Annotated in this window: 11 protein-coding genes; 9 read left to right on the top strand and 2 right to left on the bottom strand. The window is 72.0% G+C overall.

Features of this window, described 5'->3' with window-relative positions; all coding sequences use genetic code 11:
* The first annotated feature begins 54 nt into the window (after positions 1 to 54).
* Both ACSHXN_RS11385 and ACSHXN_RS11390 read left to right on the top strand, forming a co-directional pair.
* The gene (locus ACSHXN_RS11385; RefSeq protein WP_438303030.1) at positions 55 to 1,074 is read left to right on the top strand and encodes a DUF4349 domain-containing protein; all 1,020 of its coding nucleotides are present in this window, start codon (positions 55 to 57) and stop codon (positions 1,072 to 1,074) included.
* Between the two features lie 27 nt (positions 1,075 to 1,101).
* Positions 1,102 to 2,502: an FAD-dependent oxidoreductase gene (locus ACSHXN_RS11390; RefSeq protein ID WP_355140742.1), complete on the top strand. Its 1,401-nt coding sequence runs from the start codon at positions 1,102 to 1,104 to the stop codon at positions 2,500 to 2,502.
* An 86-nt stretch (positions 2,503 to 2,588) separates the two neighbouring features.
* Here the strand turns inward: ACSHXN_RS11390 and ACSHXN_RS11395 are convergent, their stop codons facing one another.
* Positions 2,589 to 2,924 (bottom strand): hypothetical protein, encoded by a 336-nt coding sequence (locus tag ACSHXN_RS11395; protein ID WP_355140741.1) that lies wholly within the window; start codon positions 2,922 to 2,924, stop codon positions 2,589 to 2,591.
* 125 nt (positions 2,925 to 3,049) lie between these two features.
* Between ACSHXN_RS11395 and ACSHXN_RS11400 the strand changes: the two genes are divergently transcribed.
* Positions 3,050 to 3,868, top strand: a complete 819-nt coding sequence (locus ACSHXN_RS11400) for a rhomboid family intramembrane serine protease (protein ID WP_355140740.1) — start codon at positions 3,050 to 3,052, stop codon at positions 3,866 to 3,868.
* Between the two features lie 225 nt (positions 3,869 to 4,093).
* Here ACSHXN_RS11400 and hemE read toward each other — a convergent pair whose 3' ends face one another.
* Positions 4,094 to 5,161 (bottom strand): uroporphyrinogen decarboxylase, encoded by a 1,068-nt coding sequence (hemE, locus tag ACSHXN_RS11405; protein WP_355140739.1) that lies wholly within the window; start codon positions 5,159 to 5,161, stop codon positions 4,094 to 4,096.
* A gap of 178 nt (positions 5,162 to 5,339) precedes the next feature.
* Between hemE and ACSHXN_RS11410 the strand changes: the two genes are divergently transcribed.
* The 6 genes from ACSHXN_RS11410 to ACSHXN_RS11435 all read left to right on the top strand — a co-directional run bounded on the left by ACSHXN_RS11410 (position 5,340) and on the right by ACSHXN_RS11435 (position 12,885).
* Positions 5,340 to 6,008, top strand: coding sequence for a DUF3000 domain-containing protein (locus ACSHXN_RS11410; RefSeq protein WP_355140738.1), 669 nt, complete (start codon positions 5,340 to 5,342; stop codon positions 6,006 to 6,008).
* A 347-nt stretch (positions 6,009 to 6,355) separates the two neighbouring features.
* A complete protein-coding gene (locus ACSHXN_RS11415; RefSeq protein ID WP_003993737.1) occupies positions 6,356 to 7,018 on the top strand; it encodes a response regulator transcription factor in 663 nt (220 codons plus the stop codon).
* Between the two features lie 206 nt (positions 7,019 to 7,224).
* Positions 7,225 to 8,499, top strand: coding sequence for a ribonuclease D (locus ACSHXN_RS11420; RefSeq protein ID WP_355129390.1), 1,275 nt, complete (start codon positions 7,225 to 7,227; stop codon positions 8,497 to 8,499).
* A 347-nt stretch (positions 8,500 to 8,846) separates the two neighbouring features.
* Positions 8,847 to 10,064, top strand: a complete 1,218-nt coding sequence (locus ACSHXN_RS11425) for a thiolase family protein (RefSeq protein ID WP_355129391.1) — start codon at positions 8,847 to 8,849, stop codon at positions 10,062 to 10,064.
* On the top strand, positions 10,061 to 12,190 hold the full coding sequence (locus ACSHXN_RS11430) for a 3-hydroxyacyl-CoA dehydrogenase NAD-binding domain-containing protein (RefSeq protein WP_355129392.1): 2,130 nt from the start codon (positions 10,061 to 10,063) through the stop codon (positions 12,188 to 12,190). Before ACSHXN_RS11425 ends, ACSHXN_RS11430 begins: the two co-directional genes overlap by 4 nt.
* A gap of 311 nt (positions 12,191 to 12,501) precedes the next feature.
* Positions 12,502 to 12,885, top strand: a complete 384-nt coding sequence (locus ACSHXN_RS11435; protein ID WP_355129394.1) for an NTP pyrophosphohydrolase — start codon at positions 12,502 to 12,504, stop codon at positions 12,883 to 12,885.
* The last annotated feature ends 126 nt before the right edge of the window (positions 12,886 to 13,011 follow it).

Below are 13,011 nucleotides of genomic sequence, written 5' to 3' on the forward strand. Positions count from 1 at the left end.
CGGGCCCCGCGTCGAAGAGGCATCCGTCGTCACAACCCCCGGGGGTAGGACCACATGCGCACTCCACGCTCCGTACGGCCGGTCCGGGTACTGGCCACGACGTTGCTCGCCGCCGCACTCGCGCTCACGGGCTGCAGCGCCGGCGGCGATTCGGGCGCCGACAGCAGTGCCGGCGACGCCAAGTCCGGTGCGGTGGCCGCCCAGCAGGAGGGCGCCGCCGACAGCGCCGCGGGCGCCGGCGCGAAGGACGGCGGCAACGCCGCGGGCGGTGCCGCGAAGGACCCCGGCAGCACGCCCCGACTCTCCACGGGCGACATCATCCGCACCGCCTCCCTCACCGTGCAGGTGAAGGACGTCCCCGACGCGCTCGACCGGGCCCGGACGACCGTCGAGAACGCGGGCGGGTTCGTCGGCAACGAGAGCACCAGCCGCGACGCCCGGGGCCACGAGCGCACTCGGCTCGTCCTGCGGGTGCCCACCGGGAAGTACGACGAGGTCCTCTCCTCGCTCCAGGGCGCGGGCAAGCTGCTCGACCGCACCGCCAGGGCCGAGGACGTCACCGACCAGGTCGTCGACGTGGAGAGCCGCATCAGGTCGCAGCGGGTCAGCGTGGCGCGGGTGCGGGAACTGATGGACCGGGCGACCAGGCTCAGCGACGTGGTCGCGCTGGAAGGGGAACTGAGCTCGCGCGAGGCCGACCTCGAGGCGCTGCTGGCCCGGCAGGCCTCCCTCAAGGACCGCACCAGCCTGGCCACCATCACCCTCTCGCTGTCCGAGACACCGGTGCCGAAGGCGGCGAAGGACGACCGGCCCGGGTTCGTGGACGCCCTGGCGGGCGGATGGCACGTGTTCGTCACGCTGCTGCGCTGGATCGCCCTGGCGATCGGGGCGGCCCTCCCCTTCGCGGTGTGCGTCGTGTTGCTCGCACTGGTGTGGCAGCGTCTGGTACGCCCTCGGCTGCCCCGCCGTCCGGCACCCGCGCCCGCCGCACCGCCGGTGGGCGCGTTCCCCGCGGCCCGTACGGCGCCCGAGCCCGCCCCGGGGCAGGACAGCAGCACGGGCGAACAGGACTGAAATTCCCCGCGCACGTAGCGTGTTCGTATGACCATGAGCCCTACGAACCGTTCCCCCGAGCGCCTGGTCGTGATCGGCGGCGACGCGGCGGGCATGTCCGCCGCGTCGCAGGCGCGCCGTCTCAAGAGGCCCGACGAGCTGGAGATCGTGGCGTTCGAGCGCGGTCACTTCTCCTCGTTCTCGGCGTGCGGCATCCCGTACTGGGTGGGCGGTGACGTCGCCACACGGGACGAGCTGATCGCCCGTACACCCGAGGAGCACGCGGCGCGGGGCATCGACCTGCGGATGCGGACGGAGGTCACGGAGATCGACGTGGCGGGCGGGCGCGTCCGCACACGGGCCGTCGACTCCGGGGCCGAGGCCTGGACGTCGTACGACAAGCTCGTGATCGCGACCGGGGCCCGGCCCGTCCGCCCCGATCTGCCCGGCATCGACGCGCCCGGTGTGCACGGCGTGCAGACCCTGGACGACGGGCAGGCGCTGCTGGACTCGCTGGCCGCCACCCGGGGGCGCAGTGCGGTGGTCATCGGCGCCGGCTACATCGGTGTGGAGATGGCCGAGGCGCTGGTCAACCGCGGCTACGAGGTCACCGTGGTCAACCGCGGCAAGGAACCCATGGCCACCCTCGACCCGGACATGGGCCGCCTCGTGCACGAGGCCATGGAGGGCCTCGGCATCAGGATGGTCGACGACGCCGAGGTCACCAAGATCCTCACCGGCGACGACGGACGGGTCCGGGCCGTGGGCACTGAAGCCGCCGAGTACCCGGCGGACGTGGTGGTCCTGGGCATCGGGGTACGCCCCGAGACCGCGCTCGCGAGGGCCGCCGGGCTGCCGCTCGGCGAGCACGGCGGGCTGCTCACCGACCTCTCGATGCGGGTGCGCGGGCACGAGAACATCTGGGCCGGCGGCGACTGCGTCGAGGTCATGGACCTGGTCTCCGGACGGGAGCGGCACATCGCCCTGGGGACGCACGCCAACAAGCACGGCCAGGTCATCGGCACCAACGTGGGCGGCGGCTACGCCACCTTTCCGGGCGTCGTCGGCACGGCCGTGAGCAAGGTCTGCGATCTGGAGATCGCCCGCACCGGTCTGCGCGAGAAGGACGCGCGGCGGGCCGGCCTGCAGTACGTGACCGTCACCATCGAGTCGACCAGCCGCGCGGGCTACTACCCGAACGCCGCGTCGATGACGGTGAAGATGCTCGCCGAACGCCGCACGGGCCGGCTGCTCGGCGTCCAGATCGTCGGCCGTGAGGGGGCCGCCAAGCGGGTCGACATCGCGGCGGTCGCGCTGACCGCCCGTATGACGGTCGAGGAGATGACGGCCCTGGACCTGGGATACGCACCGCCGTTCTCACCGGTGTGGGACCCGGTCCTGGTGGCGGCCAGGAAGGCGACTGCGGCAGTGCGCACGGACGGCGGCTGACGTCCCGGGCACGGATCACGGCCCGGCCGCGAAGACCCGCAGGGCCCGCCCGCATGGCGGTCCCCGCGGGTCACGCCGCCGGGGGCCTACGCCGTCTCGTGCTGACCGTTGATCCTCTCGATGGCCTGCCGGGCCTGCTCGGCGGGCGGACGGGGCGGCAGCGACGACACGGAGGCGCTGGAGGGGACGGCGGCCGACGGCGGCTGCACTCCCCCCGGCTTCGCGTGCGCGGCCGCCCTGGTGGAACGCAGCCGCTGACTGACGGCCTCGTCGAGGGTCACGGGGCGCTGCATCTGGGCGGCGAGCCGGCCCGCCTCCTGGCCGAGCCGGGCGATGTCCTCCCACGGCAGATGGATGACCAGGGCCAGTTCGGCCTCGCCGTCGGGCAGAGCGTGAATCGGAGGAGTAACTCGGTCGTTCATCGCCTGTTCCTCACGTTGTCCCCGCGACACGCCTTCCCCGCACCGCGGCCGGTTGAGGAGACATACGCACAGGCGGACGGCCGCGTTCACTGATTCGCCCGGCCCATCCCGGGCAGTACTTCCTTGTGGTCATCCCCGTCCATGACGTAAACCCTGCGCGCCGTACGCCCTATGTGACGTACGCACTGATCGCGGCCAACGTCGTCGTCTTCCTGTTCACCCCCGGGATAGCGGGCTCGGTGGCGGGACAGAGCGATCTGGCGCAGCTCTGCCATCTCCAGGCGTTCCTCGATCACTACGCCGCGGTGCCACGGGAGCTGATCCACGATCAGCTGCCTCGGCTGGTGCCCACCGGCGCGGTCGGCGTGGGCCCGCACGGCCCGGGCTGTGTGGTGGCCACTCCGGACTACCGGAAGTCACCACCGGCGTCCGTCTTCACGGCGATGTTCCTGCACGGCAGCTGGCTGCACCTGCTGGGCAACATGCTGTTCCTGCTGATCTTCGGCAACAACATCGAGGACCGGCTGGGCCACGTCCGCTTCACACTGTTCTACCTCGTGTGCGGCTACGCGGCCGCCTACGGTTTCGCCGTGGCGAACTCCGACTCGGGCGACCCGCTGATCGGTGCTTCCGGGGCGATCGCCGGAGTGCTCGGCGCCTATCTGGTCCTGTATCCGAGAGCCCGTGTCTGGGTCCTCGTACCGTTCCTGATCTTCCTGCCGCTGCGGCTGCCCGCCTGGATCGTGCTGGGCTTCTGGTTCGTCCTCCAGGCGGTGTACTCCTCCGGCCAGGGCGTCTCCAGCGCGGGCAGCGTGGCGTACATGGCACACGTGGCCGGCTTCCTGGTCGGCATGGTCATCGCCTGGCCCCTGCGCGCGGGCACCCCGCAACCGCCCCAGCCACAGGGCCTGCTGTTCGGCAGACGGGCACGGCCGGGTTGGTGAGGCCGGCGGGGCCCACCCGGCGCCGAGCGGGGAACCGGCCCGGGTCCGCACCGAACTGACAGCGACTCGGATCGCCGGACCGGACCGTCGTCCGTGCCGTCGTCCGGGCCCGACGACCGTTCGGGCACCCCGTCACGGGGGACGCAGGGGCCCGCCGGGCGCGGCCGCGCCGCCGGGTCCGCGCGGGGACGCGTGAACCCGGGAGGCCGCAGGCTGGGGGGACGGTCAGCGGGCCGTCTGCGTGTGGACGTACTCCACGAGCCGGGTCAGGCAGTCGGGGTCGGTGGTCGGCATGACCCCGTGGCCGAGGTTGAAGACATGGCCCTCGAGCCCCGCGGCGGCCTCGAGCACCTCGCGGGTCTTGGCCTCGACCGCCTCCCTCGGTGCGAAGAGGATCGCCGGGTCGAGATTGCCCTGGAGGGCCTTCCCCGGGCCGACGCGGCGGGCCGCCTCGTCGAGCGGGACACGCCAGTCGACGCCGACGACGTCCGCTCCCGCCTCGCCCATCAAACCGAGCAGTTCGCCGGTGCCGACACCGAAGTGGATGCGCGGGACGCCGTAGCCCTCGACGGCCCGGAAGACCTTGGCGGACGCGGGCAGCGCCGAGCGGCGGTAGTCGGCGGGGGAGAGGGCGCCCGCCCAGGAGTCGAAGAGCTGGACGGCGGAGGCGCCCGCCTCGATCTGGACCTTGAGGAAGGCGATCGTGATGTCCGCGAGCCGGTCCATCAGGTCGGCCCACAGCTGCGGGTCGCCGTACATGAGCGCCTTGGTGTTCTCGTACGTGCGGGACGGGCCGCCCTCGATGAGGTAGCTCGCGAGGGTGAAGGGGGCGCCCGCGAAACCGATCAGCGGGGTCCCGCCCAGCTCGGCGGTGAGCAGCCCGACGGCCTCCGTGACGTAGGGGACGTCCTCGGGGGTGAGGTTCCGCAGCCGTGCGAGATCGGCCCGGGAGCGGATCGGGTGCTCGACGACCGGACCGACACCCGGCTTGATGTCGAGCTCGACGCCGATGGCCTTGAGGGGGACGACGATGTCGCTGTAGTAGACGGCCGCGTCCACGCCGTGCCGGCGGACCGGCTGCAAGGTGATCTCGGTGACCAGCTCGGGCATCATGCACGAGTCGAGCATCGGGACACCCTCGCGCACCTTGCGGTACTCGGGCAGGGAGCGCCCGGCCTGCCGCATGAACCACACCGGCGTGTGGGAAACGGGCTCGCGCCTGCACGCCTTGAGGAACGCGGAATCGTACGTGGCTGTCGGCTGGCCCGTCACGGGGCGGTCGTTGGCACTCACGTCAAGAAGTCTCGCACGTCCCGCGGAGCACCCGGCCCGGGGGCGAGGGTGCTGCGGGCAGCACCCGGACGGGGTACCGCGCCCCCACCGAAACGACATCTCGCCGTTCCCGGCCAACCACCGGCGGGACGGGTGTCTCTCCCTGCGAAGGCGCTGTCCTCCCCTTACTCTTCCCCGCATGGCTGCGGCTCAGGAACCACTGACGGACGGCACTGGCGGAATGGACGACGCGGACGAGGGGGACGGCAATGCGATGGAGGCGGCTCCGCTGCCCTTCCGCGCCGCGGTCGACGCGCTCAAGGCCGCTCGGCTGCGGCCGGAGATCGAGATCGAACCGACGCGACCTCCGCAGCGGCTCGCCCCGCACACCTACGCCCTGGAGGCCGCGGTCGTCCAGGAGGGCGAGGACCTGGCCGACGGACGTCTCGTCCTGCTGTACGACCCGGCGGGGCACGAGGCCTGGCAGGGCTCCTTCCGCCTGGTGACACTGGTGCGCGCCGAGCTCGAGCCCGAGATGGCGGCCGACCCGCTGCTGCCCGAGGTGTGCTGGTCCTGGCTGACGGACGCGCTGCAGACCCGCGGACTGGCCTACGGGGAGCCGAGCGGCACCGTCACACGCGCCGGCTCGCACTACTTCGGCGGGCTGGCCGCTCGTCCCGCCGCCTCCCAGATCGAGATCCGCGCCTCCTGGACCCCCCGCGAGGGTCTGGGCGGCGTCCCGGACACGGCCGCCCATCTGGCCTCCTGGTGCGATCTGCTCGCGCAGATCGCGGGCCTGCCCCCGGCGGGCCCGGGAGACTCCTCGGTGGTGACCCTGCCGCAGCGCCGAGGACCCGACTCGCGCTGACGGCCCGCGCTCACCGGCCGTGTCACGACGAGGGCCGTGCCCCACACGAACGTGGGGCACGGCCCTCGTCGTGGCGGGAGCCCGCCACGACACACCTCGACGGATGACTCTTGTCATCTCTTTGTCGATACGGCCACTTTCGGCCGCTTTTGGACAACGGAGCGAACCGATTCGATCTTCGGTTGATCGCGCGCGCGTCCGAATTGCACCGATTGTTACTCACCAAATCGTGATCATTCTCTAAAGGAGCACGAGTTTGGTGCCGAAGACGACTGTGACCTTGAAAGCACGGTTCGTCTCGGCTCCATCCCCAGAGCCGGCCCCGTCCCGCACCCCCAGGAGGCCTGGTGTCCGTTCTCCTCGAGCAGCCCGCAAGCCTGGTCGCCTACCGCCCGAACAAGCCGACCGCCATGGTCGTCGTGGCCGACCCGCGCGTCCGTTCCACCGTCACCCGCCACCTCTGGGCCCTCGGGGTGCGCGACGTCATCGAGGCGTCGTCCATCGCGGAGGCGCGCCCCCGTATCGGCAATCCGCGCGACATCTGCGTCGCCGACGTGCACCTCCCCGACGGCTCCGGCCTCACTCTCCTGTCGGAGACCCGTGCCGCGGGCTGGCCCAACGGCCTCGCCCTGTCCGCCGCCGACGACATCGGCGCGGTCCGCAACGCCCTGGCGGGCGGAGTCAAGGGCTATGTCGTCACCGGGACGCGCACCAACGTCGGGCTCCCCACCCGGCCCGGTGCCGCCCCCATCGGCGCCGCCGCGGCGCGCCTGCACCGCCGCCCCCCGGGTGCTCCGAGCCACCCGGGCGGCTACCGCGAACTCTCCGGTCGCGAGGTGGAGGTGCTGCGTCTGGTCGCCGAGGGCCAGTCCAACAAGGCGATCGGCGTCTCGATGGGGCTCTCCGCCCTGACCGTCAAGAGCCATCTCGCCCGGATCGCCCGCAAACTCGGCACCGGCGACCGCGCCGGAATGGTGGCGGTCGCCCTGCGCACCGGCATCATCCACTGACCGTCCGGCCACCCGTCCCATCGAGCCGCCGCACGCCCCGGTCCGAAGCGAACAGCGCAACGGCGGGATCCGCTGCCCCACGTCAATCGAGAAGGTCGGTGTCCTTCACCTGCACGTGTGACACATGACTGGTTTACGACCCCCCATCGCCCGTCGACGGAACGTTCCGTCGACGGGCGTACTCCATCCACGGATACCCTTGACAGGTGACCGACGCCCAGGAGACCGCAGCAGACAGCCCACTGCGAACCACCGGAGGCGCCCCTCCGGACGATGTCGAAGCGGCGCCGATCCCCTTGCTGGAGCCACGGGACGGCATCCCGCCCGTGATCGCCGACGAGGCCTCGCTGGCCAAGGTGGTGGCCGCCTTCGCCGCGGGCTCAGGACCCGTCGCGGTCGACGCGGAACGCGCCTCCGGCTACCGCTACGGCCAGCGCGCCTATCTGGTCCAGCTGCGCCGCGAGGGCGCGGGCACCGCGCTGATCGACCCCGTCGCCTGCCCCGATCTGTCGGCGCTGGGCGACGCGCTGTCCGGCGTCGAGTGGGTACTGCACGCCGCCACCCAGGACCTGCCGTGTCTGCGCGAGATAGGCATGGCCCCCACGCTCCTGTTCGACACCGAGTTGGCCGGACGTCTCGCCGGGTTTCCCCGGGTCGGGCTCGGCGCCATGGTGGAGACGGTCCTCGCCTTCGTGCTCGAGAAGGGGCATTCGGCGGTCGACTGGTCGACGCGGCCGCTGCCCGACCCCTGGCTGCGCTACGCCGCCCTCGACGTCGAACTGCTCGTCGATCTGCGGGACGCCCTGGAGAAGGAGCTGGACCGGCAGGGCAAGCTCGAGTGGGCCCGGCAGGAGTTCGACGCGATCGCCTCGGCGCCGCCCGCGGAGCCCCGCAAGGACCCCTGGCGGCGTACGTCGGGCATGCACAAGGTGCGCCGCCGCCGGCAGATGGCGGTCGTCCGCGAACTGTGGCAGACCCGGGACCGGATCGCGCAGCGCCGGGACGTCTCCCCCGGCAAGGTGCTCTCGGACGCGGCGATCGTCGAGGCCGCGCTGGCCATGCCGCCGAACGCGCACGCCCTGGCCGCCCTCGGCGGATTCGGGCACCGCATGGCACGGCGTCAGCTGGAGCAGTGGCAGACCGCGGTCGATCGCGCCAAGGGGCTGCCCGAGGCCGAGCTGCCGCAGCCGGGCCAGCCGGTGACCGGTCCGCCGCCGCCGCGCGCGTGGGCCGACAAGGACCCGGTGGCCGCGGCCCGGCTGACCGCGGCGCGGGCGGCGGTCTCGGCCCTCGCCGAGCAGCTGAACATGCCTCAGGAGAATCTGGTCTCCCCCGACACCGTGCGGCGGGTGTGCTGGGAACCGCCTCCGTCGGCCGACGCCGCATCCATCGCGGCCGCGCTGGCCGGACACGGCGCGCGGCCGTGGCAGGTGGAGCAGGTGACCCCGGTGCTGGTGGCGGCGCTGTCCGCGAAGCCCTGAGCGCCGGACCGGAGAGACAGGGCCGCCCTCGGGCGGCCCTTCTCCGTGCCACGGCCGGTTCGCGGCCCGCTCGCGCTTGTGCGCGCGTCCGACCAGGGCCGCGACGACGGCCCGCAGCGCCTGCTCGGGAGGCCCGCTCGGTCCCGGAGCCGGGACGACTGCGTCGAGATCGCGCCAAGATCGGCGCGCCGCCGGGTGAGGAGCCCTGGAAGGACTCACCCGATGGTGTGACCTTCGCCGCTTGGACCTGCGGGGCTGGGCAGCTTGGTTACCCATAAGTAGCATGGGGCTGAGCGCGCGCTCAGCGCGTCGCAGCAGTGCCATCCCGCACCTGGAGGAGAGCCATCGTGCCTCGTACCGTCAGGGACGTCGTCTTCGTCGACGGCGTCCGTACCCCGTTCGGCAAGGCGGGCCCGAAGGGCATCTACCACGAGACCCGCGCCGACGATCTCGTCGTGAAGGCGATCCGGGAGCTGCTGCGCCGCAACCCGGGTCTCGACCCGAAGAAGATCGACGAGGTCGCCATCGCCGCGACCACGCAGATCGGTGACCAGGGCCTGACGCTCGGCCGCACGGCCGGCATCCTGGCCGGTCTCCCCCAGTCCGTCCCCGGCTACTCCATCGACCGCATGTGCGCGGGCGCGCTGACGGCCGTGACGACGACGGCCGGATCGATCGCCTTCGGCGCCTACGACGCCGTCATCGCCGGCGGTGTCGAGCACATGGGCCGCCACCCGATGGGCGAGGGCGTGGACCCGAACCCGCGCTTCGTGAGCGAGAAGCTGGTCGACGAGTCCGCCCTGTTCATGGGCATGACCGCGGAGAACCTGCACGACCGCTACCCGCACATCACCAAGCTGCGCGCCGACGAGTACGCGGTGCGCTCGCAGGAGCGGGCCGCCAAGGCGTACGCCAACGGCAGGATCCAGCAGGACCTGGTGCCGATCTCCGTGCGCCGCACGAACCCCGAGAGCGGGGAGACCGGCTGGGGTCTGGTCACGGCGGACGAACCGATGCGCCCGGGCACCACCCTGGAGAACCTGGCGGGCCTCAAGACGCCGTTCCGCGTGCACGGCCGGGTCACCGCGGGCAACGCGGCCGGTCTGAACGACGGCGCCACCGCCTCGATCATCGCGTCCGAGGACTTCGCCCGCGAGAACGACCTGCCGGTCAGGATGCGCCTGGTCTCCTACGCCTTCGCGGGCGTGGAGCCCGAGGTCATGGGCTACGGCCCGATCCCGGCCACGGAGAAGGCGCTCGCCAAGGCGGGCCTGTCCATCTCCGACATCGGCCTGTTCGAGATCAACGAGGCCTTCGCCGTCCAGGTCCTGGCCTTCCTCGACCACTACGGCGTCGCGGACGACGACGAGCGCGTCAACCAGTACGGCGGTGCCATCGCCTTCGGCCACCCGCTCGCCTCCTCCGGCGTCCGTCTGATGACGCAGCTGGCCCGGCAGTTCGAGGAGCAGCCGCAGGTCCGCTACGGCCTGACCACCATGTGCGTCGGCTTCGGCATGGGCGCGACCGTCATCTGGGAGAACCCGCACTTCGAGGGGGACAAGTGAGCACCACCGCCGAACTGTTGAAGGGCGCGGCCGAGCTGTTCCCGGACGAGGTCGTCACCCAGGCGCACGTACGCCACTTCGACCTGCCCGGGGGCGCGGGCCGTTTCGCCCTGATCACCCTGGACAACGGCTTGGACCACACCAAGCCGACCACCTTCGGACCGCAGTCGCTCGCGAACCTCGACACCGCGATCGACCAGGTCGAGAAGGAGGCCGCGGACGGCGAGATCGTCGGTGCCGGCATCACGGGCAAGCCGTTCATCTTCGCGGTCGGCGCCGACCTCAAGGGCGTCGAGCTGCTGAAGAGGCACGAGGACGCGCTGGCCATCGGCAAGGGCGGCCACGAGGTGTTCAAGCGCCTGTCGAAGCTCGCCGTCCCGACCTTCGCCTACTACAACGGCGCGGCGATGGGCGGCGGCGTCGAGGTCGGCCTGCACTGCACCTACCGCACGGTGTCCGCGGCCCTCCCGGCGTTCTCCCTCCCCGAGGTGTTCCTGGGCCTGGTCCCCGGCTGGGGCGGCTGCACCCTGCTGCCGAACCTGATCGGCGCGGACAAGGCCGTCTCGGTGATCATCGAGAACTCGCTCAACCAGAACAAGCAGCTCAAGGGCGCACAGGTCTATGAGCTCGGCATCGCCGACGCCCTCTTCGAGGGCGCGGACTTCCTCGAGCAGTCGCTGATCTGGACCGCGGCCGTCCTCAAGGGCGAGATCCGGATCGAGCGCCCGGAGATCGACCGCGGCGAGGCCTGGGACCAGGCCGTCGCCAAGGGCCGCTTCGTCGCCGACGGCAAGGTGCACGGCGCGGCCCCGGCCGCGTACCGCGCGCTGGACATCATCGCCGCGGCCAAGAACGGCGACCTGCAGCAGGGCTACGACGCCGAGGACCAGGCCCTCGCCGACCTGATCATGGGCGGCGAACTGCGCGCGGGCATCTACGCCTTCAACCTCGTCCAGAAGCGCGGCAAGCGCCCGGCCGGCGCCCCGGACAAGAACCTGGCCCGCCCGGTCACCAAGGTCGGCGTCGTCGGCGCCGGTCTGATGGCCTCGCAGCTGGCCCTGCTGTTCCTGCGCCGCCTGGAGGTCCCGGTCGTCCTCACGGACATCGACCAGGAGCGCGTCGACAAGGGCGTGGGCTACGTCCACGCCGAGATCGACAAGCTGCTCGGCAAGGGCCGGATCCACCAGGACAAGGCCAACCGTCTCAAGGCCCTTGTCTCCGGTGTCCTGGACAAGGCCGAGGGCTTCGCGGACGCGGACTTCGTCATCGAGGCCGTGTTCGAGGAGATGTCGGTCAAGCAGAAGGTGTTCGCCGAGGTCGAGGCGGTCGCCCCGGCCCATGCGATCCTCGCCACCAACACCTCCTCCCTGTCGGTGTCGGAGATGGCCTCGAAGCTGCAGCATCCCGAGCGGGTCGTCGGTTTCCACTTCTTCAACCCGGTCGCGATCCTGCCGCTCCTCGAGATCGTGCGCGGCGAGCAGACGGACGACGCCTCGCTGGCGACCGCCTTCGCGGTGGCCAAGAAGCTGAAGAAGACGGCGGTTCTGGTCAAGGACGCCCCGGCGTTCGTCGTCAACCGCATCCTCACCCGCTTCATGGGCGAGATCCAGAACGTCATCGACGAGGGCACCCCGGTCGAGGTGGCCGAGAAGGCGGTGGAGCCCCTCGGCCTGCCGATGTCCCCGCTGGTCCTTCTCGAGCTCGTCGGTCCGGCCATCGGCCTGCACGTCTCGGAGACCCTCAACCGGGCCTTCCCGGACCGCTTCAAGGTCTCCCCGAACCTCAAGGCGGTCGTCGAGGCCGGCAAGCGCGGCTTCTACGTCTACGACAGCGGCAAGCCGGAGCTGGACCCGGAGGTCGCCGCGCTCCTCGAGCAGGGCGACACGGTCCTGACGGAGGAGCAGGTCCGTGCCCGCGTCCTGGACGCCGTGGCGCAGGAGATCGGCCTGATGCTCGACGAGAACGTCGTCGCCGAGGCGCAGGACATCGACCTGTGCCTGATCACGGGCGCCGGCTGGCCCTTCCACCTGGGCGGCCTCACCCCGTACCTGGACCGCGAGGGCGTCTCCGAGCGGGTGAACGGCAAGCGTTTCCTGACCGCGGGCGTCGCCTCGGTCCCGGCGTGACGGGCAGCCGGGCGACCACCGTCGTAGGGATGTGACGAGGGCCTCCGCCCGCCGGGCGGAGGCCCTCTCGCATGCACCGGGCGACGTCCCGCCGAACCGCGCCTCCGCCGCCGGGACGTCGCCCGGTGCTCCGCGCCCGCGACGGCCGCGCGGAAGGGCGTCACAGAACCGCTCAGGCCCTCTGACACACCGTCCGGGCCCACCTGGCCGTCCTCGCGGCGGGTGACGACCTCGTTCGCCCCGGCACCCCGCGCGAGCGGCAGCCGCCCAAGCGGCGCGTCCGGCACGGTGTGCGTGCGACCCTGGGCCCCATGGAGAACCTCCCGCTCGTGGTCGTCGACGCCGCCAATGTTGTCGGGTCCGTTCCCGACGGCTGGTGGCGGGACCGGCGGGGCGCCGCGGAGCGGCTGCGCGACGGGATCGTGCGCTACGCCGACGAGGGCCTCCCGGGCCGTTCCGGACCCGTGGAGATGGTGCTCGTGGTCGAGGGTGCGGCCCGCGGGGTGGATTCCGTGCCCGGGGTACGGGTGGAGTCGGCGCCCCGCAGCGGTGACGACCGCATCGTCGAACTGGTGGGCGAGGCAGGGGACCGTGCCGTCCTGGTCGTCACGGCGGACCGTGAACTGCGCCGCCGCGTGACGGAGCTGGGCGCCGAGGTCACCGGCCCGCGCACGGTGCGCGGCAGGGAACCGTGAGCGGACCGCGGCCAGGGCCTCCCCCGCACTGCGCACACCCTTGAGGGCCACCGGTCCGGCCGACAGCCTCCGGGTCCGCAACCCCGGCGGGAAGTGAAAACAGGTACTTTATGGGCAAAAGTGACG

The organism is Streptomyces sp. HUAS TT11, assembly GCF_051553595.1.
Classification (GTDB): domain Bacteria; phylum Actinomycetota; class Actinomycetes; order Streptomycetales; family Streptomycetaceae; genus Streptomyces.